Source organism: Saccharopolyspora antibiotica (assembly GCF_047200635.1).
Lineage (GTDB): Bacteria > Actinomycetota > Actinomycetes > Mycobacteriales > Pseudonocardiaceae > Saccharopolyspora_C.
Genome location: NZ_JBJZOI010000007.1, coordinates 179,774 through 200,561 on the forward strand (window position 1 = coordinate 179,774; position 20,788 = coordinate 200,561).

General features: G+C 71.4%; 22 protein-coding genes. 10 read left to right on the forward strand and 12 right to left on the reverse strand.

The features are described from left to right. Positions 1-32 precede the first annotated feature (32 nt). The 3 genes from ACL03H_RS07580 to ACL03H_RS07590 are packed head-to-tail and all read left to right on the forward strand — an operon-like array spanning position 33 to position 2,699. Positions 33-1,040 (forward strand): glycosyltransferase family 2 protein, encoded by a 1,008-nt coding sequence (locus ACL03H_RS07580; protein ID WP_412810380.1) that lies wholly within the window; start codon positions 33-35, stop codon positions 1,038-1,040. Beyond that, positions 1,027-1,434, forward strand: coding sequence for a GtrA family protein (locus tag ACL03H_RS07585; RefSeq protein WP_412810381.1), 408 nt, complete (start codon positions 1,027-1,029; stop codon positions 1,432-1,434). The genes ACL03H_RS07580 and ACL03H_RS07585 overlap by 14 nt, the downstream gene beginning before the upstream one ends. Then, a complete protein-coding gene (locus ACL03H_RS07590) occupies positions 1,419-2,699 on the forward strand; it encodes an NAD(P)/FAD-dependent oxidoreductase (protein WP_412810382.1) in 1,281 nt (426 codons plus the stop codon). Before ACL03H_RS07585 ends, ACL03H_RS07590 begins: the two co-directional genes overlap by 16 nt. Before the next feature lie 52 nt (positions 2,700-2,751). Here ACL03H_RS07590 and ACL03H_RS07595 read toward each other — a convergent pair whose 3' ends face one another. The 4 genes from ACL03H_RS07595 to glf form a co-directional block, all read right to left on the reverse strand. Next, entirely contained in the window at positions 2,752-3,708 is a 957-nt protein-coding gene (locus ACL03H_RS07595) for a decaprenyl-phosphate phosphoribosyltransferase (RefSeq protein ID WP_459561770.1), read from the reverse strand. Positions 3,709-3,883: 175 nt separating this feature from the next. Beyond that, positions 3,884-4,480 carry a phosphatase PAP2 family protein gene (locus ACL03H_RS07600; protein ID WP_412810384.1) on the reverse strand — a complete coding sequence of 199 codons (597 nt, stop codon included), beginning with the start codon at positions 4,478-4,480 and terminating at the stop codon, positions 3,884-3,886. 39 nt (positions 4,481-4,519) lie between these two features. Continuing rightward, positions 4,520-6,502, reverse strand: coding sequence for a glycosyltransferase (locus ACL03H_RS07605; RefSeq protein ID WP_412810385.1), 1,983 nt, complete (start codon positions 6,500-6,502; stop codon positions 4,520-4,522). 1 nt (position 6,503) lies between these two features. After that, a complete protein-coding gene (glf, locus tag ACL03H_RS07610) occupies positions 6,504-7,694 on the reverse strand; it encodes a UDP-galactopyranose mutase (protein ID WP_412810386.1) in 1,191 nt (396 codons plus the stop codon). A 268-nt stretch (positions 7,695-7,962) separates the two neighbouring features. Here glf and ACL03H_RS07615 point away from each other — a divergent pair, with 268 nt between their 5' ends. Continuing rightward, positions 7,963-9,192: a glycosyltransferase 87 family protein gene (locus ACL03H_RS07615; protein ID WP_412810387.1), complete on the forward strand. Its 1,230-nt coding sequence runs from the start codon at positions 7,963-7,965 to the stop codon at positions 9,190-9,192. 42 nt (positions 9,193-9,234) lie between these two features. Here ACL03H_RS07615 and ACL03H_RS07620 read toward each other — a convergent pair whose 3' ends face one another. After that, positions 9,235-10,062 carry an HAD family hydrolase gene (locus tag ACL03H_RS07620; RefSeq protein ID WP_412810388.1) on the reverse strand — a complete coding sequence of 276 codons (828 nt, stop codon included), beginning with the start codon at positions 10,060-10,062 and terminating at the stop codon, positions 9,235-9,237. A gap of 154 nt (positions 10,063-10,216) precedes the next feature. Between ACL03H_RS07620 and ACL03H_RS07625 the strand changes: the two genes are divergently transcribed. Beyond that, the gene (locus tag ACL03H_RS07625; RefSeq protein WP_412810389.1) at positions 10,217-11,089 is read left to right on the forward strand and encodes an LLM class flavin-dependent oxidoreductase; all 873 of its coding nucleotides are present in this window, start codon (positions 10,217-10,219) and stop codon (positions 11,087-11,089) included. Between the two features lie 27 nt (positions 11,090-11,116). Here the strand turns inward: ACL03H_RS07625 and ACL03H_RS07630 are convergent, their stop codons facing one another. Continuing rightward, positions 11,117-11,710 (reverse strand): helix-turn-helix domain-containing protein, encoded by a 594-nt coding sequence (locus tag ACL03H_RS07630; RefSeq protein ID WP_412810390.1) that lies wholly within the window; start codon positions 11,708-11,710, stop codon positions 11,117-11,119. A gap of 97 nt (positions 11,711-11,807) precedes the next feature. On the opposite strand from ACL03H_RS07630, the gene ACL03H_RS07635 reads away from it, so the two are divergent. Next, positions 11,808-12,443, forward strand: a complete 636-nt coding sequence (locus ACL03H_RS07635; RefSeq protein ID WP_412810391.1) for an endonuclease — start codon at positions 11,808-11,810, stop codon at positions 12,441-12,443. Here ACL03H_RS07635 and serS read toward each other — a convergent pair whose 3' ends face one another. The 3 genes from serS to ACL03H_RS07650 all read right to left on the reverse strand — a co-directional run bounded on the left by serS (position 12,444) and on the right by ACL03H_RS07650 (position 15,611). After that, a complete protein-coding gene (gene serS / locus ACL03H_RS07640) occupies positions 12,444-13,709 on the reverse strand; it encodes a serine--tRNA ligase (RefSeq protein WP_412810392.1) in 1,266 nt (421 codons plus the stop codon). 65 nt (positions 13,710-13,774) lie between these two features. Beyond that, positions 13,775-14,941 (reverse strand): glutathionylspermidine synthase family protein, encoded by a 1,167-nt coding sequence (locus ACL03H_RS07645; RefSeq protein WP_412810393.1) that lies wholly within the window; start codon positions 14,939-14,941, stop codon positions 13,775-13,777. A 4-nt stretch (positions 14,942-14,945) separates the two neighbouring features. Next, entirely contained in the window at positions 14,946-15,611 is a 666-nt protein-coding gene (locus tag ACL03H_RS07650; protein ID WP_412810394.1) for a hypothetical protein, read from the reverse strand. A 162-nt stretch (positions 15,612-15,773) separates the two neighbouring features. Here ACL03H_RS07650 and ACL03H_RS07655 point away from each other — a divergent pair, with 162 nt between their 5' ends. Beyond that, complete coding sequence (locus tag ACL03H_RS07655) at positions 15,774-16,778, forward strand: septum formation family protein (RefSeq protein ID WP_412810395.1); 1,005 nt, start codon at positions 15,774-15,776, stop codon at positions 16,776-16,778. Positions 16,779-16,782: 4 nt separating this feature from the next. Then, positions 16,783-17,136 (forward strand): metallopeptidase family protein, encoded by a 354-nt coding sequence (locus tag ACL03H_RS07660; RefSeq protein WP_412810396.1) that lies wholly within the window; start codon positions 16,783-16,785, stop codon positions 17,134-17,136. Between the two features lie 4 nt (positions 17,137-17,140). On the opposite strand, the gene ACL03H_RS07665 is transcribed toward ACL03H_RS07660, so the two are convergent. Together ACL03H_RS07665 and pheA are read right to left on the reverse strand one after the other, a co-directional pair. Beyond that, on the reverse strand, positions 17,141-17,785 hold the full coding sequence (locus ACL03H_RS07665) for a histidine phosphatase family protein (RefSeq protein ID WP_412810397.1): 645 nt from the start codon (positions 17,783-17,785) through the stop codon (positions 17,141-17,143). After that, complete coding sequence (pheA, locus tag ACL03H_RS07670; RefSeq protein ID WP_412810398.1) at positions 17,782-18,705, reverse strand: prephenate dehydratase; 924 nt, start codon at positions 18,703-18,705, stop codon at positions 17,782-17,784. Before pheA ends, ACL03H_RS07665 begins: the two co-directional genes overlap by 4 nt. A 109-nt stretch (positions 18,706-18,814) precedes the next feature. On the opposite strand from pheA, the gene ACL03H_RS07675 reads away from it, so the two are divergent. After that, positions 18,815-19,420: a macro domain-containing protein gene (locus ACL03H_RS07675; RefSeq protein WP_412810399.1), complete on the forward strand. Its 606-nt coding sequence runs from the start codon at positions 18,815-18,817 to the stop codon at positions 19,418-19,420. 87 nt (positions 19,421-19,507) lie between these two features. On the opposite strand, the gene ACL03H_RS07680 is transcribed toward ACL03H_RS07675, so the two are convergent. Beyond that, positions 19,508-19,981: an Hsp20/alpha crystallin family protein gene (locus ACL03H_RS07680; protein WP_412810400.1), complete on the reverse strand. Its 474-nt coding sequence runs from the start codon at positions 19,979-19,981 to the stop codon at positions 19,508-19,510. 237 nt (positions 19,982-20,218) lie between these two features. Between ACL03H_RS07680 and ACL03H_RS07685 the strand changes: the two genes are divergently transcribed. Next, positions 20,219-20,737 (forward strand): DoxX family protein, encoded by a 519-nt coding sequence (locus ACL03H_RS07685; protein ID WP_412810401.1) that lies wholly within the window; start codon positions 20,219-20,221, stop codon positions 20,735-20,737. Positions 20,738-20,788 lie beyond the last annotated feature (51 nt).

The following is a 20,788-nucleotide window of genomic DNA, read 5'->3' on the forward strand; positions in this document are numbered from 1 at the left end:
ACGCGAGCGGGGGCGGCGAGGAGGGGAGCCAGGTGGGCGAGACGATCAGCCGATCCGTGCCGGTGGAACAGCCGCACCGGCGGACCGGGGAACCGCCGACGGGGTCCCTCGTCTCCTACGTGCTCCCCGTCTACGACGAGCAGGACGGGCTGCGCCGCTTCCACCGGGAGCTGGTCGCCGCCACCGAGACTCGGCCGGACTTCGAGTACGAGTTCATCTACGTCAACGACGGTTCCGCCGACGGTTCGCTGACGATCCTGCGCGAGCTGGCGGAAGCCGATTCCCGGGTGCGGGTGCTGGACTTCGCGCGCAACTTCGGCCACCAGATCGCGATCACGGCGGGGCTGGACCACGCCGAGGGCGACGCGGTGGTGGTGATGGACACCGACCTGCAGGACCCGCCGGCCGTCAGCGTCCAGATGATCGACGAGTGGGCGCGGGGCGCGGAGATCGTGTCCGCGCGGCGGCGCACCCGGCGCGACACCCGGTTCAAGCGGCTCACCGCGCACTCCTACTACCGGCTGCTGCACGGCCTGGCGGAGGTGGACATCCCGGTGGACACCGGGGACTTCCGGCTGCTGGACCGGCGGGCGGCCGAGGAGCTGCGCGGCTTCCGGGAGCGCAGCCGGTTCATCCGCGGCCTGGTCGCCTCGATGGGGTTCGCCCAGACCGAGGTGCTGTTCGATCGCGACGAGCGGGCCGCGGGTGAGACGAAGTACCCGCTGCGCAAGATGGTGCGGTTGGCCGCGGACGGGGTCACCGGCTTCTCCACCGCCCCGCTGAAGATGATCACCCGGATCGGTTTCCTGAGCCTGGCGCTCGCCGCCCTGGGGATCCTCTACGCGGTGGTGATGCGGGTGTTCCTGCCCGAGGTCACCGTCTCCGGCTGGACGATGATCATGGTGGTGATGCTGTTCCTCGGCGGGGTGCAGATGCTCTCGCTGGGCGTGATCGGCAGTTACGTCGGGCGGATCTACGACGAGGTGCGCCAGCGCCCGCTCTACATCGTGCGCAAGGTGATCCGGCATGACGAGCACTGACCAGCGGCGGTCGCGGTTGCCGCGGCCCAGCCGCGCGCTGGTGCTCTACGGGATCATCGGCGTCAGCGGCGTGACCCTGGACTACCTGCTGTTCCTGCTGCTGTTCAACGGGATCGGGCTGCACGAACAACTCGCGAACGCGATCAGCACCAGCGCCGGGATCGCGAACAACTTCGCGCTCAACGCCTGGCTGAACTTCCGCACCCGGGACCGGTTGCTGCTGCGCTTCGCCCGCTTCTACGGGGTCGGCCTGGCCGGGATGGCGCTGACCTTCCTGCTGCTGCACCTGGGATCCGGGGAGCTCGGGCTGAACCCGAACCTGGTCAAGGCGGCGGCGATCCCGCTGGTCGTGGTGCTGCAATACATGATCAACAAGAGATGGAGTTTCGGATGAAGCTGGGCGTCGTGGGCGCCGGGGCGACCGGGCTGACCGCCGCGTTCGACGCGGTCAAGGCGGGGCACGAGGTCACCGTGCTGGAGGCCTCCGCCGAGCTCGGCGGGCTCGCCGCCTCCATCGAGGTCGGCGGCACCCCGCTGGAGCGGTTCTACCACCACAGCTTCAAGACCGACCGGGCGATGATCGAGCTGATCACCGAGCTGGGTCTGGCCGACAAGCTGCGCTTCCACTCCCCCACCACCGGTGTCTACCTGGGCGGCGAGCTGCACCCGTTCGGCACCCCGCTGGAGATGCTGTCCTTCCCCGGGTTCTCGATGGCCGACCGGTTGCGGTTCGGGGCGAGCTCGGCGGCGCTCAAGGCGGTCCGCGACGGCACCCGGTTCGGATCGGTGCGCGCCTTGGACTGGATGCGCCGCTGGGCCGGGCCGAAGGTCACCGGGACGATCTGGGAGCCGCTGCTGGCCGGCAAGTTCGGCGAGCGCGCCGAGGACGTGTCGATGGCCTGGTTGTGGGCGCGGATCCACTACCGCACCTTCGGCCTCGGCTACGTGCACGGCGGGTTCGAGCAGGTCTACCGGGCGCTGCTGGACGCGGTGACCGCGCGCGGCGGCCGGGTCGAGTTCGGCCGGCCGGTCACCTCGATCCGCCAACCCGACCGGGTCGAGGTGCGCACCGGGGACGGCTCGGAGCACGAGTTCGACCAGCTCATCGTCACCGTCCCGCAGCCGGTGTTCGCGAAGGCGGCCGGCCTGGAGTCCGACGACGTGCTGTGGCGCAACCAGTACCTCGGGGCGACCTGCTTCGTCCTGGAGTGCGACCGCAGCGTGATCCCGTACTACTGGCTCAACATCAACGACACCGACTTCCCGTTCCTGGCGGTCGTCGAGCACACCAACATGGTCGATCCGGCCGAGTACGGCGGCAGGCACGTGGTCTACGTCGGCAACTACGTGCCGCGCGACGACTGGCGGTTCACCACCGACCCCGCGGAGCTGCTGGAGCGCTACGTCCCGTGGCTGCGCAAGCTGAACCCGGACTTCGACGAGTCCTGGATCCAGGACTGGCACTTCTCCAAGGCGGGGTTCGCGCAGCCGGTGGTGACGCCCGGGTACCGCGCGCTGATCCCGCCGCACGAGACGGCGATGCCGGGCGTCGCGCTGGCCACGATGGCCCAGATCTACCCGCAGGACCGCGGCCAGAGCTACGCGATCCAGATGGCCCACGACGTCGTCCGCCGCCTCGGCCTGGACCGCCCGAGCTGAGCGCGCAGAACGCCCCCGGCTCGGGCCGGGGGCGTTCTTGGTCCTCTGTTCGTCAGAGGTAGTACGCGAGGAACAGGCAGCCCGCCAGCATCGCGCCGAGGACCAGCAGCACCTTGTCCTTGAGCGCCACCTCCTCGGGCTCACCGGCGACGCCCTTGTCCACGTCCACCGCGTACCGCAGGATCGCGATCACCATCGGGATGATCGAGATGATGCCCCAGCGGGACTGCTCGATCTCGCGGATGTCGTACGCCCACAGGCAGTACGTCATGATCGTGATCGCGGCCGCGATGGCCCAGACGAACCGCAGGTAGGAGGGCGAGTACGCCTTCAGCGACTTGCGGATCTTCGCGCCGGTCTCGGCCGCCAGCTTCACCTCGGCGTAGCGCTTGCCCGCCACCATGAACAACGAGCCGAACGCCACCACGATGTAGAACCACTGGGTGATCTCCAGGCCGGCCGCGGCACCACCGGCGACCGCGCGCAGCAGGAAGCCGGAGGCCACGATGCACAGGTCGATCACCGGCTGGTGCTTGAGGCCGAAGCAGTAGCCCAGCTGCACCGCGATGTAGACCGCCATCACCGTCAGCAGCCCGATGCTCACCACGCCCGAGATCACCAGCGAACCGACGAGCAGCAGACCCGCCACCGCCCAGGCGATCGGAACGGGGATGAGGCCCGCCGCGATCGGCCGGTTCCGCTTGGTCGGGTGCTGCCGGTCCGACTCGACGTCGATGGCGTCGTTGATGAAGTAGATGCCCGAGGCGGCCATCGAGAACACCACGAACGCCACGGCGGCGTCGAGCACGACGCCCGGGTCCAGCAACGCGCCCGCGGTGAACGGGGCGGCCAGGACCAGGACGTTCTTCACCCACTGCTTCGGGCGCAGTTCCTTGATCAGGCCGGTGACCAGGCCCGCCGACGTGCCCGCCTTCGCGGTCACCTTGGCGTGGTAGGCGTCCGAGGACTTGTCCTTCTCGTCCCCGCCGCCCGCCGCGGGCTCTTCCAGCGCACCCGCGCTGCCACCGGCCTCGGAGCCGATGGAGCCCTCGGAGTCCGACTCGACCTCGTCGCGCACCTGCTCCGCGTCGGTCTCGGTCACCTCGGCCTTCGCCTGCGTCCCGGTCGCGGCCTGGTCGAGCCCGCCTTCGGGTTCGCTGACGGTCGCTCCGGTCTCGTTCTTGTCAGCCACGGTTCCTCCGCCGTCTCATGAACCGCCGGACGCCCAGCGCCACGGCACCGCCGAGCGCTGAACCGGCGAGAACGTCGCTCGGGTAATGCACCCCCAGGACCATCCGGCTGACCATCATCGGCGGCACCAGCGCCGGGGTCAGCCGCTTGTTCAGCAGGCCGCCGTAGAGGACGGCCGCGGTCGTCGTCGAGGTGGCGTGCGAGGACGGGAAGCTCAGCTTGCTCGGCGTTCCGACCAGCACCCGCACCTGCGGGTCACCGGGGCGGCTGCGCCGCACGACCCGCTTGATCCCGATCGACGCGCCGTGCGCGAAGGCGACCCCGGCCGCGGCCGCGACCCACTCACCGCGGCGCGGACGGTCCACCAGGGCGCCCACGGCGCCGATCGCCAGCCAGCCCGCCGCGTGCTCGCCGAACCACGACATCGCGCGAGCGGTCTTGACCACCGGAGTCCTGGCCAGCGTGGCCTGCACCTTGCGCAGGGCGAGCGTCTCGGTGGTGACTTCCGGTACCGGTTCCCAGGTACCTGGGATGAACTCCCGATCCTCGACGCTCGCAGCGCCGGGATCCGTGGTCGATTCAGCAGACACGTCGTCTCCGGGGTCGGGGCACACAGGTCACGGGGATGCTCACTTCTGGTCGAAGGCCTGCTTCCAGGCCTCCGGGCTGGTCAGCTCGGGCAGCGCCGCGCGGTAGACCTCGCGCAGCCGCGGCCACTCGCGGGCCAGCTTCCGGTAGTTCGCCAGCGCGCGGAGCCCGAGCCTGCGGAACTCCTCGGGGTCGCGGCGGCGGAACGACACCCCGCTGCCGTCCGCGTTGGACACCGTCGCGCTGTCCAGCGCGCCGAGCAGGAACCAGCGCGCGCTGTCGGCCGGGATGTTCAGCTGCGGCCGCTCGCCCGCCGCGTGGTCGGGCTCCTTGAGGTTGTGCAGCAGCGCCTTGGACGCGCGCGCCGCGATCACCGCCGGGTTCACCGGCGGCTTCAGCAGGCCCTCCGCCATGATCGGGTCCGCCGACGGCGGCGGGAACTCCCGGGCCGAGGGCAGCGTCTTGGCGTCGTCGTAGTGCTTGCGCAGCTCCAGAACGTCCGGCCGGGCGGTGCGCAGCGAGTCGAACAGCTCACCGGGGCCGGCGAGGAAGTCCTCGATCGCCTTCTGCTGCACGGCGACCGTGGAGTACTCCATCGACAGCAGGTGCCGCAGGGTGAGCTTCAGGCCCTGCTTGACCAGGACCTGCCGCACCTCCTCCGGGCTGTGCAGCGCGGCCATCACCAGGCGGTTGCGGGTGTGGAAGTAGGCGGTCCAGTCCGTGGCGTCGTTCTTGTCCGTCCACGGCATGTGCCAGACCGCCGCGCCCGGCAGCGTCACGGTCGGGTAGCCGGCCGCGCCCGCGCGCAGCGAGTACTCCGAGTCGTCGAACTTGATGAACAGCGGCAGCGGCAGCCCCGTGTTCTCCACGACCTCGCGCGGGAACAGGCACATCCACCAGCCGTTGTAGTTCGCGTCGATCCGCTTGTGCAGCTTCTTGCTCTTGCGCAGCGGGGTCTTCGCGAAGTCGTAGTCGGTCACCGCGCCCGGCGCCGGGCGCCAGATGCCGATCCCGACGTCAACGACCTCGCCCATGCTGTGCAGCCGCGAGCGCGCCTGCAGGTTCAGCATGTGACCGCCGACGATCACGGGCTTGGTGGCCGCGCGGGCGAAGGCGTTCGCCCGCAGCACGCCGTCGGGCTCCAGGGCGATGTCGTCGTCCATGAGCAGGACCTGCTCGGCGTCGGTGTTGTGCACGCCCTCGTACATGACGCGGGTGAAGCCACCGGAGCCGCCGATGTTGGCCTGCTCGACCACCTGGAGCTTGTCGCCGAGCCGCTCGGCGGCCAGGTCGAAGCCCTCGGTGTCGCGGATCTTCTGGGCGCCCTGGTCGGCGACGACGACCTTCTCCACCACCGACATGACCTCGGGGTCCTCGCCCAGGGTCTGCAGCGCCACGACGCAGTCGGCCGGGCGGATCGTGGTGGTGCCCACGACGACCCGCTGCCGGGGCAGCTCGACGTCGGTGGTCCAGGCCGCCTCGTCGACCTCCAGCGCGCTGTCGTTGGTGAACAGGTCGAACCAGATCCAGCCGCCGTCCTCGAACGGTTGCAGCGAGACCCGGAACTCCAGCCAGCTCCACGACTTCGGGCTGGCGACCGGCGCACCTTCCAGGTGCACGCTGTCGCCGTTCGCCTTGGAGCGGTAGACGTCGAGCCGACCGGCCCCCTTGACCTTCAGCCGCAGCACCACCTCGCCGACCTTCGTCCAGCGCTTCCAGTAGCTCGCCGGGAAGGCGTTGAAGTAGGACGCCAGCGAGATCTTGGAGTGCGCGGGCACCTTGATCGAGCGGCGGGACACGACGGTCGTCGTGCCGGTCTGCGGCTCGTCGATGTAGAGCGCGCGCACGTCCAGCGGGTCCTCGCCGCGCGGGAACACCACGCGCTGCAGGACCTGCTCGGGCGCGACCTTGCGGCGTCCGCCCGAGCGGACCGAGGTCACGTCGCTGATCTTGCTCTCGCCCGCGGCCGCGGGTCCGGTCCCGGCGCTCTTGGCCGAGGACTCCTCGGGGGTCCGGTCGGTCACGTCAGTCCTCCAGCGAGCCGTCCAGCGAACGGCCTTCGGTGAAATAGGGAGCGAGCTTGTTGTCGAACATGCTCAACGCCGAGCCGATCGCCATGTGCATGTCGAGGTACTTGTAGGTGCCCAGCCGACCACCGAAGAGCACCTTGTGCTCCTTGGCCTCGGCCTTCGCCCGCTCGCGGTAGGCCTCCAGCTTGACCCGGTCCTCGGCGGTGTTGATCGGGTAGTACGGCTCGTCGCCGCTCTCGGCGGACCGCGAGTACTCCCGGACGATCACCGTCTTGTCCTTCGGGTGCCGGTCCTCCCGCTCGGGGTGGAAGTGCCGGAACTCGTGGATCCGGGTGTAGGGCACCTCTTCGTCGGCGTAGTTCATCACCGGCGTGCCCTGGAAGTCACCGGTGTTCACCACCTCCGACTCGAAGTCGAGGGTGCGCCAGCTCAGCTCGCCCTCGGAGTAGTCGAAGTAGCGGTCCAGCGGGCCGGTGTAGACGACCGGGACGTCCGGCAGCTCCCCGCGCACGTCGAAGTAGTCGGTGCTGAGCCGGACGTCGATGTTGGGGTGCTCCGCCATCTTCTCCAGCCAGGCGGTGTAGCCGTCGACCGGGAGACCCTCGTAGGTGTCGTTGAAGTAGCGGTTGTTGAAGTTGTAGCGGACCGGCAGCCGCGTGATGATCGACGGCGGCAGCTGCTTCGGGTCGGTCTGCCACTGCTTGGCCGTGTACCCGCGCACGAAGGCCTCGTACAGCGGGCGGCCGATCAGGGAGATCGCCTTCTCCTCCAGGTTCTGCGCGTCGGCGGTGTCGATCTCCGCCGCCTGCTCCGCGACCAGCGCCTTGGCCTCGTCCGGGGAGAACGCGCGGCCGAAGAACTGGCCCAGCAGGCCCAGGTTCATCGGGAACGAGTAGATCTGGCCCTCGTACCGGGTGAACACCCGGTGCTGGTAATCGGTGAAATCGGTGAACCGGTTCACGTACTCCCACACCCGCTTGTTGGAGGTGTGGAACAGGTGCGCGCCATAGCGGTGCACCTCGATACCGGTTTCCGGTTCCGGTTCCGAATAGGCGTTGCCGCCGATGTGGTCACGTCTGTCCAGCACCAGCACCCGCTTGTCCAGCTGGGCGGCGGCGCGCTCTGCGATCGTCAGTCCGAAGAATCCGGAACCAACAACGATCAGGTCATAGCCTGCGAAGCTCACAGTCGACGAGGGTAGCGGCCAGCCGCGCGGCCCCGGGAACCGCGTTGAGGTTACCGTCCCGGCACGACTACCAACCGTGTTTCCGCTGGCCGCACGGGTGGCGAGATGTCCGATCAGGACGGATCGCGTACCACGGGCAGTTACATTCCCGCACCCTCCGGAGTCGCCTGGCGGATCAATATCGCTCTGGTCGGCGACGGGCCCGGCGAGTCGGATTCGGTAGCATCAGCGCTTCACGGCACGCCCGAACGAGAAGGTGATCTCCAGCGTGACTCGGCTCCGCGACGGCCGCTTCCTGCTGGTCACGGCGATCATCCTCGAAGTGCTCGCGATCTGGTTCGTGCACTGGATCGACACCCGCGGCTACATGGACACCGAGATCTACCGCCTCGGTGCCCGAGCGTGGTTGAACGGTTACGAGATCTACAGCGGTGATCTCACCCCGGAATCGCCGGAGAGCGGGACGCTGCCGTTCATCTACCCGCCATTCGCGGCCATCCTGTTCACCCCGCTGATGTGGTTGTCCGAGGACGGCGCCGTCGTGGCCGTCGCGGTGATCTCGCACCTGTCGATCCTGGTGACCGCGTACTCGCTGGCCCGCTCCTCCCCGCAGCTCGCGCCGCGCGCGGGGCTGGTGGCGGTGGCCGCCGCCTGGATCGCTCCGTTCATCACGGTGCTGGAGCCGGCCCGGGAGACGCTGAACTACGGGCAGATCAACCTGCTGCTGATGGCGCTGGTCGCCGCCGACTGCCTGCTGCCGCGCACCTGGTGGCCGCGCGGCCTGCTGGTGGGGCTGGCCGCGGCCATCAAGCTGACCCCGCTGGGCTTCCTGCTGCTGTTCCTGCTGCGCAAGGACTTCCGGGCGGCCTCGATCACCGCGGTCACCTTCGCCGGGACGGTGCTGCTGGGCCTGCTGGCCGCGCCGCAGGACTCGGCGGACTGGTGGCTGGAGGGCGTCTGGTCCACCAGCCAGGACATCGGTCCGGTGTACGCGGGCAACCTGACGCTCCGCAGCCTGCTGGCCAAGCAGGAGCTCACCGGGACCGCGCTGAACTCGCTGTGGATCGCCGGGTCGGTCGTGCTGCTGGCCCTCGCGGTGCTGGGGATGCGCTACGCGCTGCGGAGCCGCGACGTACCGCTGGCGCTGATGATCAACGCGATCCTGGTGCTGCTCGTCTCGCCGATCTCCTGGTCGCACCACTGGGTGTGGGCCGGGCCGACGCTGGCGCTGATCGGGGCGACGGCCTGGCGGCACCGCTGGTACGGGGTGCTGCTCTCGGCCGGGTTCTGCGCGCTCGTGGTGTCCATCGGGCCGCAGTGGTACCTGCCCTACACCGAGGACCGGGAGCTGGACTGGACGTTCTCCCAGCAGGTCGTGGGCAACTCCTACGCGCTGCTGGGGATCGGGTTCCTCATCGCGGGCGCCGTGGCCTTCGCGCTGCACCGGCCGCGCTCCGCGCCGGACCGGGCCGTCGAGCACGCGCCCGCCGAGGTCTAGCCGACGCCGCGTCCGCCCTCGTGCCGGGCGCGGCGCCGGGCCTCACGAACTCCGCCACCAGCGCTCCAGCACCAGCGCCACGCCGTCCTGGCCGTTGCAGGTAGTGATCTCGTCGGCGATCTCCAGCACGCCCGGGTGCGCGTTGCGCATCGCCACCCCGTGCCCCACCCAGTCCAGCATCGGGATGTCGTTGGGCATGTCCCCGAACCCGATCACCTCGTCGCGCCGGACCCCGAGCGCGTCGACCACGGCCGCCAGCCCGCTGCCCTTGTGCACCCCCGGCGAGGACAGCTCCACCGGCCCGCCGCCCATCGAGCAGGTCAGGCACAACCGGGCGCCGAGCACGTCCTGCACCTCGGAGCTCAGGTCGGTGCCGGGCCGCTCCTCGTCGAGCACCATCAGCTTCACCGCCGGGCGGCCGAACAGCTCCTCCTCCTCGACGACCCGGATGGACCGGTTCGGCCAGGTCCGGTGGAAGGACGCTTCGGCGAGGAACTGGTCCGCCACGTCGTCCCGGGCCCGCCGGGTGGAGCGCTCCACCGCGAAGGTGCAGCCGGGCAGCGCCGCGCGCAGCTCCCGGGCCGCGTCGCGCAGCAGCCGGGGTTCCATCTCGGCGCTGTGCAGCACCCGGTCCGCGGCGGCGTCGTAGACCACCGCGCCGTTCGAGCACACCGCGATCCCGGCGACGCCGAGCTCGTCCACCACTTGCGGGACCCAGCGCGGCGGCCTGCCCGTGACCAGCACGAACGGGGTGTCGTCGGCCACAGCGCGCACGGCGCGGGCGGTGCGCTCGCTCACCCGGACCTTCGGGTCCAGCAGAGTTCCGTCCACATCGGATGCGACCAGTGCAGGTTTGTTCACGCCGGACATGCTGGCGAGCGCGGAACCGGCTCCGGGGAGGAATAATCGCACTTCACCTGAGCGTGTGGATCTACGCGCGGGAACGGATCGCGCGGACGGGTGCCGCTCCCGGGACGCGGAACGGGGTCGAACCCGTCCGGGTGGTACCGATACGGTCAGCACCGTGCGCGTTGGGATTGTGATACTGCCCGAACACCGGTGGTGGGCCGCGGAGCCGCTGTGGCGGATGGCCGAGGAGTACGGCTTCGCCCACGCCTGGACCTACGACCACCTGGGCTGGCGGTCGCTGGTCGACAAGCCGTGGTTCGACGCGGTTCCCACGTTGACGGCCGCCGCCACGGTGACCTCGACGATCCGGCTCGGCACGCTCGTGGCCTCGCCGAACTTCCGGCACCCGGTGCACTTCGCCCGCGAGATCACCGCGCTCGACGACATCTCCGACGGCAGGCTCACGGTGGGCATCGGCGCGGGCGGCACCGGCTTCGACGCGGCGGTGCTGGGCGGGCAGCCGCTTCCCGCCGGCGCGCGCACCGAGCGGTTCGAGGAGTTCGTGGAACTGCTCGACAAGATCCTCACCCAGGACAGCACGAGCTGGTACGGCGAGCACTACACGGCCGTCGAGGCCCGCCGCGCCCCCGGCTGCGTGCAGCTGCCCCGCTTACCGTTCGTCATCGCCGCGAACGGGCCGCGCGCGATGCGCCTGGCCGCCCGCTACGGGCAGGGCTGGGTGACCACCGGCAGCGGCGGGGACGACGCCGAGGCGTGGTGGCGCGGGGTCGGCGAGCTGACCAAGCGGTTCGACGACGCGCTGGCCGCCGAGGACCGCGCCCCGCAGCGCGTGGCCCGCTACCTGCAGGCCGACGCGGGCCCGAGCTACTCCATGAGCAGCGCCGAGCACTTCAAGGACGTCGTGGGGCGCGCCGCCGAGCTCGGCTTCACCGACGTCATCACGCACTGGCCCCGCACCGACTCCCCCTACGAGGGAACCGAGTCCACCGTGGAGGAGATCGCCTCCGAGGTCCTCCCGGAACTCTGACTTCGCGCCGGTGGCGGCGGGGCATGGTCAGGACTCGGCGAGCAGGGTCGCTCCGACCGCGAGGAACTCCGCCGGGGCGGGGCCTGGCGCCAGCAGCCGGTGGGCGACGCTGGCGCCGAAGCTGGCGCTGTCGCCGGGACGCAGCACCACCGCGTCCTGCTCGAACTCCACCCGCAGCTGCCCGCTGAGCACGTACAGCCAGTCGTGCCCCTCGTGCTGCACCGGCCGCAGTCCCGTCTCGGAGGGAGCCAGCCGGTAGCGCGCCGCGTACATGCCGGGCACCACCGAGCGCGGGGTGAGCACCTGCACGGCGACGCCGCCCGACTCCACCGTGGGCACCTCGTCCCCGCGCAGCACCACCGCGGCGGGCCCCGGTGCCGCGTCGGTGAACAGCTCCGCGAGCGCCACGTCCAACGCTTCCGCGATCGCCGTCAGCTCCGCCAACGACGGGGTGGCTCGCTCCTGCTCCACCTCGGCGAGCCGCGGCTCGCCCAGCCCGGTCCGGGAGGCCAGCTCCCCCTCGGGCCAGCTCCGCTCGGTGCGCAACCGGCGGATCCGGTCGCCGAGCCCGGCCAGCCCCCGGCCGCCGCTCGCCTGCGCTTCGCTCGAACGATCTGCCACGCCGTCCACCATAAGCGCGGGCACCGGCCGCTGCCGCTCCCCGGGACGGGTGTGCCCGCGCGGCCCGCCGGGTAGGCCGGTGGTCAGGAGGTGCGAGATGTCGGACCAGCGGACCGCCCGCGCGCTGCTGCGCGAGGCCGGAACGACGTACGCGGAGCAGGCGGGGTTCCCGCTCGCCGACAAGCCGATGCCCTTGTACCGGCTGCTGGTGCTGTCGGTGCTGCTGTCCACCCGGATCAAGGCGGAGATCGCGGTCGCCGCCGCGCGGGAGCTCGGCGAGTTCCCCACCGCCGAGCGGATGCGAGCGGCCACCTGGCAGCAGCGGGTGGACGCGCTGGGCCGCGGGCACTACGTGCGCTACGACGAGAGCACCGCGACCGCGCTGGGCAAGGGCGCCGAGCTGGTGCTCGACCGCTACCGGGGCGACCTGCGGAGGCTGCGCGCGGAAGCGGACGGCGACCCGGAGGAGATCCGGCAGCGGCTGCGCGAGGTGCCGAGCCTGGGGCCGGTGGGCGCGGACATCTTCTGCCGCGAGGCGCAGCAGGTGTGGCCCGAGCTGCGGCCCTACTTCGACCGCAAGGCGCTCTCGGGCGCCGAGAAGGCCGGGTTGCCCGCCGACGCGCGGCGGTTGGCCCGGCTCGTCGACGAGCAGGACTACGCCCGCTTCTCCGCCGCCCTGGTGCGGATCACGCTGGAGAAGGGGCTGCTGCGGGAGATCACCGCGACCGCGTGATCAGCCGACCGGTTCGAGCACCTCGCGGCCGCCCAGGAAGGGGCGCAGCGCCTCGGGAACGCGGACCGAGCCGTCCGGCTGCTGGTGGTTCTCCAGGATCGCCACGATCCAGCGGGTCGTCGCCAGCGTGCCGTTGAGCGTGGAGGCGATGGCGTTCGGGCCCTCGGCCTCCCGGTAGCGGGTGTTGAGCCGACGCGCCTGGAACGTGGTGCAGTTCGAGGTGGAGGTGAGCTCGCGGTAGGCCTGCTGCGACGGGAACCACGCCTCGCAGTCGAACTTCCGAGCCGCGCTCGCCCCGAGGTCGCCCGCCGCGGTGTCGATCACCCGGTAGGGCACCTCGATCTTGGCGAGCATCTCCTCCTCCCAGGCCAGCAGCCGCTCGTGCTCCGCGCGCGAGTCCTCCTCGCGGCAGTAGACGAACATCTCCAGCTTGTTGAACTGGTGCACGCGGATGATGCCGCGGGTGTCCTTGCCGTAGGAGCCCGCCTCGCGCCGGAAGCACGTCGACCAGCCCGCGTAGCGCAGCGGACCGGCGGCGAGGTCGAGGATCTCGCCCGCGTGGTAGCCCGCCAGCGGGACCTCGGAGGTGCCCACCAGGTAGGCGTCGTCCTCCTCCAACCGGTAGACCTCGCTGGAGTGAGCGCCGAGGAAGCCGGTGCCCTCCATGATCTCCGGGCGGACCAGCACCGGCGGCACGACGAGGGTGAACCCGGCAGCAGTGGCCTGCGCGGCCGCCATGTTCAGCAGCGCCAGCTCCAGCTGGGCGCCGATGCCGGTGAGGAAGTAGAACCGGGCGCCGGCGACCTTCGCGCCGCGCTCCATGTCGAACGCGCGCAGCCCCAGGCCGAGGTCCAGGTGGTCGCGCACCTCGAAGTCGAACTCGCGCGGGGTGCCCACGTGCTTGAGCACCGCGTAGTCGTCCTCGCCACCGGGCGGGGTCTGCGGTTCGACGACGTTGGAGACCTTCTTCTGGGTGGCCAGCAGCTCCGCGTCGGCCTCGGTCTGCGCGGCCTCGGCCTGCTTGACCTGGGCGGCGAGCTCCTTCGCGCGGGCCAGCAGCTCGTCGCGCTCCTCGCCCTTGGCCCTGCCGACCTGCTTGCCGAGCTGCTTCTGCTCGGCGCGCAGCGTGTCCGCGGTGGAGACCGCGGACCTGCGACGCTCGTCGGCGGACAGCAGGGCGTCCACCAGGGACGCGTCCTCGCCTCGGGCGCGCTGCGACGCGCGCACGGTCTCCGGGTCCTCGCGTAGCGTCTTCAGGTCGATCACAGCAGGTCAGCCTAATCGGCTCCGCCCCGCGCGCTCCGCGCGGGGCGCCCACCCCGGTGGGTACGTCAGGAGCCCGGGATCCGGTGCGGGACGAAGGCGGCGCCGTCGTCGGTGATCAGACCCGCGGTCTCCCGGATCCCCAGGCCCGCCGCCGAGTCGCCGACGACCCAGGCGCCCAGCGCCGGGCGCATCCCGTCGAACTCCGGCAGCGGGTCGAAGGCCTGGTAGACGTAGCCCTCCTCGCCGTAGAAACCGCCGGTCTCGGTCTCCCAGCCCGGCGCGACCACGGTGATGTTGTTGCCCTCGCGGCCGAGCCGCGGCTTGCGCACGTACTCGGTGAGCAGTCCCGGCTGGTCCAGGAAGGTCGGCAGCAGGTTCGGATGCCCCGGGTACATCTCCCACAGGACCGCCAGCAGCGCCTTGTTCGACAGCAGCATCTTCCACAGCGGCTCGACCCACTGCGTCGCGGGCAACGTGTTCACCGCGTGCTTGCCGAACTGGTCGTCGACCATCCACTCCCAGGGGTAGATCTTCGCGACGGCGTTCATCGGGGCCTCTTCGAGGTCGACGAAGCGCTCCAGCAGCGGGTCCCAGCCGATCTCCTCGATCACCAGGCCCACGGTGTCCAGGCCCGCTTCGGCGGCGGTCTCCTGGAGGTAGGCGGAGGTGATGTTGTCCTCGCCGCTGGTGTCCGAACCGGACCAGGTGAAGTGGACCTCGCGGCTGCCGAGCCGGTCGCTGATCTCGCTCCAGCGCTCGACCAGCTTCTCGTGGATCGAGTTCCACTGGTCGTCGCCCTCGTGGCACTCGGTCAGCCAGTTCCACTGCACGACCGCCGCCTCCAGCAGCGAGGTCGGCGTGTCGGCGTTGTACTCCAGCAGCTTCGCCGGGCCGGAACCGTCGTAGCGCAGGTCGAAGCGGCCGTAGAGGTGCGGGTCGTGCCTCTTCCACGACTCCGCGATGTGCGGCCACACCCACTCCGGGATGCCGAAGTCCGCGTACCGCTCGGTGAGGATGACGTGGTCGACGGCGTCCAGGCACATCGACTGGAGCAGCTCGACGTCGGCCTCCAGGGAGAGCACCTCGTCCAGGCTGAACTCGTAGTGCACCCCCTCGTCCCAGTAGGGGCGCTGCGACCCGTCGGCCGCGCGGGCCGGGGTGCCGAAGACCAGTCCCAGTTCCTCGACCTTGCGCTGCCAGTCCGGCCTGCGCTCGGTTGTCCTCCGACGCACTCGTTCAGCTCCCGCTGCTACCGCTCTTGCTGTTGATCCCGAAACCGCCGCGCTGCACCGTCTGGCCCTTGGTGTTCGTGATGTTGGTGCCAGCGGGCTTGGTGAAGCTCGGGTTGGACACCGGCTGGCCGACCGGCGGCGCCGTGGTGCCGGGCTGGGTGTAGCCGTACCGGTAGGAGTTGTAGCCGCCGAAGCCGCCGCCGGGCAGGAAGATCGGCATGAAGAACATGCCGCCGCTGCTGTACCCGCCGTGGCTCTGGACGTAGTTCTCGTCGCACAGGTCGGGGTTCTGGACCGTGGCCGGCCCCTGCCCGGTGGCGCAGAACTCCTGGACCGCGGTCTGCTCGGCGCGGTACGCCGAGCCCGAGTAGAAGGCCGCGACCAGGGCCACCACACCGACGGTGACACCGCCGCCGACCATCACGCGGCGTCGCACCTGGGTCTTGCGCTCCTGCTCGGCGAGCTCGGCCCGGGCCTGCTCCTCCTGGCGCTTCTCCGCCGCGACGCGCGCGCGCTTCTCGGCCAGGGTCGGTTCCCTCGGCGTCGTCGAGTCGTCCTGGTAGCGCATCCGCCCGCGCCCCTGGCCCTCGTCCGGGTTCACCTGCGTCTCGTCCGCAGGGGACCCGCCCGCCGGCTGGTCGCTGCGCTGCGGCCCGTCCTGGTCTGCCAATGGTCTGCCATCTTCCGTCATCGCCCACTCCCAGCGGCAACACTACCTATCGCGCACCGACCCCGGGTACGCCTTGATGTGACGGGCCGGGACACGAATCGGTTTCAACACGATGCGCGATCGCGTGGGCGACCCCTGGGGGCGCCAGGCATGATGTGATCGATGGCCGAGCGCAGCGACAACCGCAACCACCGCCGGAGCAGCCGCAACACCCGGCTGGTGATGATCGCTGCCGCCCTCGGCGGCGCACTCGTCCTGCTGATCAGCGCGTTGCTCAACACCCCGAGCGGGGGCGGTGGCTCCGGGTGGGGCGGCCCCGGTCGGCAGGGCGCCGCGCCCGCCACGCCCCCCGTCTTCGAGGCCGAGGCGGGCACCTGCCTGCACTGGATCGAACCGGACGCGGCCGACATCCGGCAGGTGAAGTGCACCGAGCGTCACCTCTTCGAGGTCACCGGGAAGGCGGATCTGCGGGCCGACTTCGCCGGCACCGCGCCGTACCCGAGCGCCGAGCAGTGGCAGCAGCTCAAGCAGGAGCGCTGCACCGCGGTCTCCGAGCAGTACCTGCGCGGCCGGTTCGACCCGGAGGGGCGGTTCTCGGTCGGCGCGTTCACCCCGAGCCAGCGGGGTTGGGGCTCCGGGGACCGGACGCTGCACTGCGGCCTCCAGCAGCCGGGCCCGTCCGGGGAGCTGTTCGCGAGCAAGGGCGACGTCGCGCACCAGGACCAGTCGAACACCTACGACGTCGGCCGCTGCCTCGGCATCAACGGCACCGAGGTGTGGGACCCGGTGGACTGCGCGCGACCGCACGCCGTTGAGGTCACCGGCATCATCGACCTGAGCACCGAGTTCCCGGCGGAGTACCCCTCCGAGGACGACCAGGACGACTTCCTCGCGACCCGGTGCGGGGAGCTCACCGCCGAGTACGCGGGCAGCCCGACCGCCGTCGAGGACAAGAAGCTCGTCGCCTACTGGGACACGCTGACCGAGGAGAGCTGGGACGCCGGATCGCGGGAGGTCAACTGCAAGGCCAGCGCCCAGCTGCCCGATGGCAGCGGGCTGGCCCCGGTGACCGGCAGCGTCAAGGGCGACGTCACCGTGGGCGAGGAGCCCGCCCCGCAGAACTCCGCGCCGGTCCAGCCCGGCGTTCCCGCCGCCGGGGAGCGGTGACCCGGTGCCGGTGGAGATGACCAGAGCGCGGTTCGAGGAGCTCGTCTCCGACGCGCTGGACCTGCTGCCGGAGCAGTTCGCCGCGGCGATGAACAACGTGGTGGTGCTCGTCGAGGACCGCAACGAGGAGGACCCGACGCTGCTCGGGCTGTACTTCGGGATCGCGCTGACCGAGCGGGAGCCGAGCAACTACGCGGGCGTGCTGCCGGACCGGATCTCGGTCTACCGGGAACCGCTGCTGGAGATGTGCGGCAGCGAGGACGAGGTGGTCGACGAGGTCGCGATCACCGTCGTGCACGAGATCGCCCACCACTTCGGCATCGACGAGGACACCCTGCACGCCCTCGGCTGGGGCTGACGGCTCAGTCCGGGAGGTCGTCCCACCGGGCGCAGCGCCAGCCGGTCGGGCTCGCGGAGTCCGCTTCGAGGGTGATCGCGCCGGTGTTCGGCAGGTATGCCTCGGTGGTCCGGCGGGGGCCGATCTCCGGGCAGAGCCGCGCGGCCGCCAAGCGCAGCATCGCGCCGTGGCTGACCAGCACCACCGAACCCGTGGCCACGTCCTGCAACAGGGGGCGCGCGGAGTCGAAGAACCTGGCCAGCGCCTCGTTCCCGGTCTCGCCGCCGGGCATCGGGCGGTCCGCCTCGCCGTGGTGCCAGCCCGCGTAGATCTCGTCGAACAGCGCCCGCGCCTCGGCGTCGCCGCGGCCCTCCAGTTCGCCGACGAAGATCTCGTGGGTGCCGTCGAGGACGCCCAGCTCCAGGCCGTGCCGGGTGGCGGTGGGCAGCGCGGTCTGCTGCGCGCGCAGCGCCCGGCTCGCGTGGATCGACAGCACCTTCTCGGTGGCCAGCCGCTCCGCGAGGTCGTCCGCTTGGCGCGCGCCGTGGTCGGTGAGCCCCGGTCCGGGCGGCAGCGTGTCCAGCAGGCCGCGCACGTTCGAGGGGGTCTGGCCGTGGCGCACCAGCACGAGCCGCAGTCCGTCCGCGGCCGCCCGCAACCGCGGGCTCACGAGACCCCTCCCGAGCGCAGCCGCTCCAGCCACGCGGTCGACTCGCGGTAGGCCCGTTCGGAGGACTCCGGCCGGGCGCGGTCGGGGCCGGGGTCGGCCTTCGGGTAGGAGCCGAGGAACCGGACTTCGCGGCACCGGCGGTGCAGGGCGCTGAGCGCGTCGCCGATCCGGGCGTCGGCGGCGTGCCCGTCGAAGTCGAGGAAGAACCGGTACTCGCCGAGCCGGTCCTTGGTGGGGCGGGACTCGATGCGGCTGAGGTTGATGCCGCGCAGCGCGAGCTCCATCAGCAGCTCGTTGAGGGTGCCGACCTCGTCGGTGACGACGGCGGCGACGGAGGTGCGGTCCGCGCCGGTCGGCTCCGGCAGCGCGCCGGGCCTGCGCAGCAGCAGGAAGCGGGTGACGGCGTCGGAGGTGTCGGCGACGCCGCTCGCCAGCGCTTCGAGCCCGTCGAAGAGCTCGATGGCCAGCGGTGAGCTGATCGCGGCGTCGAGCTGCCCGTCGGCGACCTCCTTCGCGGCGCCCGCCGTGGAGGAGGCCATCCGGACGTCGGCGTGCGGGAGGTTCGCGGCAAGCCACTTGCGGACCTGCGCGATCGCGTGCGGGTGGCTGGCGACGGTGCGCACCTGGTCGGCGGTCGTGCCGGCGCGCACCAGCACGTCGAACTGGACCGGGATCATCCCCTCGCGCACCGCGATCACCGGGCCGCCGCCGACGAGGGCGTCGAGGGTGGCGGGCACCGATCCCTCCACGGAGTTCTCGATCGGCACCACCGCCGCGAGGACCTCGCCCGCGCGCAGGGCGGCGAGCGCGAGGGGGACGGTCTCGTAGGGGCGCGGTTCGGCGTCGAGGTCCCGGGTGAGGCCCCGGGTCGCCTGCTCGCTGAAAGTTCCGGGGGGACCCAGGTAGGCGATGTGCGGCACGAGACCCAGCCTACGGCCCGCGCGGAACGGGGCCGCCCACCCTGGACCAGTGATCATCTTCCCCCGGAGGTGTGACCTACCCAATTACATTCGGTCGCGCCTTCCTGCGATGCTGTGGGGCGTGACCGCGGATTCGGAGCGTTCATCTGACCGAGCGGGACCGGAGCTTCGGCTCGTCCTCTGCGCCCTGGACGAGCCGCTCACGGCAGCGTGGCGCGGCGTCGCCGCCGACCGCGACAACCTCGACGTCCACCACGGATCGGTGTTGGATCCGCGGGTGGACGCGGTGGTGAGCCCCGCTAACTCCTACGGGTGGATGCGCAGCGGGGTGGACGCGCTGTACTCGCGGACCTTCCCGAACGTGGAGGAGTCGGTGCGCAGCGCCGTGCTGGCCTACCACGGCGGCGAGCTGCCGGTCGGCGAGGCGCTGCTGGTGCCGACCGGATCGCCCGCGCCCGCCTGGCTGGTCAGCTCCCCCACGATGCGCACGCCCGGCGAGGTGCTGCCGAACGACACCGTGCACCCGTACCTGGCGGCGCGGGCGGTGCTGCGGCTGTGGGCGCACGGCGTGCTGGAGAACGGGATGCGGGTGCGAGAGGTGGTCCGCTCGATCGCCCTGCCCGGCCTGGGCACCGGCGTCGGCGGGGTCGCCCCCCAGCTCTGCGCGCACCAGGTGGCCGCGGCCTGGGACGAGACCTTCGCCCGCGCCGGCTGACGAACACCCGGGCCGGACCGGCTCACGCCGTCCGAGCGCGGCGCGGGAGCGCGGCCGCCCGGGGTCGGCCCCGGGCGGCCGGCGAGCTCACTCCGCGTCCTCGGCCTGCGCGGTGCGGGTGCGCACGGCGATGCGGGTGGGGCTGGTCTGCTCCAGCGCCCCGCGGACCCGGACCTCCAGCACGCCCTTGTCGTAGTCGGCCTCGACCTGCTCACCGGTGACGCCCTTCGGCAACCGGAAGCTGCGTTCGAACGAGCCGTCGCGCAGCTCGCGGGCCAGCACCTTGGGCGCCTCGGCGTCCTCCTCCGAGCGCGCGCCGGTGTCCCGGCTCCCGCTGACCTTCAGCGTTCCGTCGGCGACCTCGACCGCCACGTCGCGGTCCACGTCCACGCCCGGCAGCTCCAGGCGGAACACCAGGTCAGTCCCGTCCCGCAGCACGTCGGCGGCGGGGACGAACGCCCGCGCGGACGGCCCACGCCCGGTGAAGGCGCTGCGCACCAGCGCGTCGAACTCACGGTCCAGGCCGGTGAACGCGTCCCAGCCACGAACTGCAAGAGCCATTTCCCATCACTCCCTCATCGAAGCCGGGTCATCGGATCGGATACCCGGTCACTGCGGTTACATGAGTGCCAACGACTCAACTTTGCGGATTGTTCCCGGAGCAGGCGAGGTTTTCGAGATCGCTGCGGACCTGCGACGACCGGGGCCCGAGATCAACCGCCGGGCGGGCCGGGACCCCGCCGCGCGGTACCGTCGAGACCGCGTCCACCGAGGAGGGCGTCCACCGAGGAGGTACACATGTTGATCCGCCGCCTGGCCCGCCCGCTGCTCGCGTCCGTGTTCATCTACGGCGGGGTGAACTCCTTGCGCCACACCAAGGCGCACGCCGAGGGCGCCCGGCCGCTGTGGGAGAAGACGATCGCCCGGTGCGAGGACTCGCTGCCGGAGCAGGTGCCGACGGACGTCGAGACGCTGGTGCGGGTGGACGGCGTGGTCAAGATCGTCGCCGGGGCGATGCTGGCGACGGGGCGGTCGCCCCGGCTCGCCGCGCTGGCCCTGGCGGGCAGCGTCGTGCCCACCACGCTCGCCGGGCACGCCTTCTGGGAGAAGATCGACCCCCGGGAGCGCGCCGCGGAGCAGACGCAGTTCGTGAAGAACCTCAGCCTGCTCGGCGGGCTGCTGCTCGCGGCCGTGGACACCGAGGGCAAGCCGTCGGTGGCCTACCGCGCCCGGCACGGCGCCGCCCGCGCCGCGGAGCAGACCCAGGCGGGCGTCAAGGTCGCGAAGAAGGTCGCCGCGAAGTCCGCGCTCCGCTGAGCGCCGTAGGGCACCCTCAGCTGCACGGGCGGGTGACGCGGTCGTAGCGTG

Excerpts from the sequence above, each read along its gene's own strand:
- ACL03H_RS07675 (WP_412810399.1), top strand. The coding sequence starts at position 18,815 with ATGCTGTGGGGCGTGACCGCGGATTCGGAGCGTTCATCTGACCGAGCG.
- ACL03H_RS07590 (WP_412810382.1), top strand. The coding sequence starts at position 1,419 with ATGGAGTTTCGGATGAAGCTGGGCGTCGTGGGCGCCGGGGCGACCGGG.
- ACL03H_RS07635 (WP_412810391.1), top strand. The coding sequence starts at position 11,808 with ATGTCGGACCAGCGGACCGCCCGCGCGCTGCTGCGCGAGGCCGGAACG.
- ACL03H_RS07685 (WP_412810401.1), top strand. The coding sequence starts at position 20,219 with ATGTTGATCCGCCGCCTGGCCCGCCCGCTGCTCGCGTCCGTGTTCATC.
- ACL03H_RS07680 (WP_412810400.1), bottom strand. The coding sequence starts at position 19,981 with ATGGCTCTTGCAGTTCGTGGCTGGGACGCGTTCACCGGCCTGGACCGT.
- ACL03H_RS07655 (WP_412810395.1), top strand. The coding sequence starts at position 15,774 with ATGGCCGAGCGCAGCGACAACCGCAACCACCGCCGGAGCAGCCGCAAC.
- ACL03H_RS07620 (WP_412810388.1), bottom strand. The coding sequence starts at position 10,062 with ATGTCCGGCGTGAACAAACCTGCACTGGTCGCATCCGATGTGGACGGA.
- ACL03H_RS07585 (WP_412810381.1), top strand. The coding sequence starts at position 1,027 with ATGACGAGCACTGACCAGCGGCGGTCGCGGTTGCCGCGGCCCAGCCGC.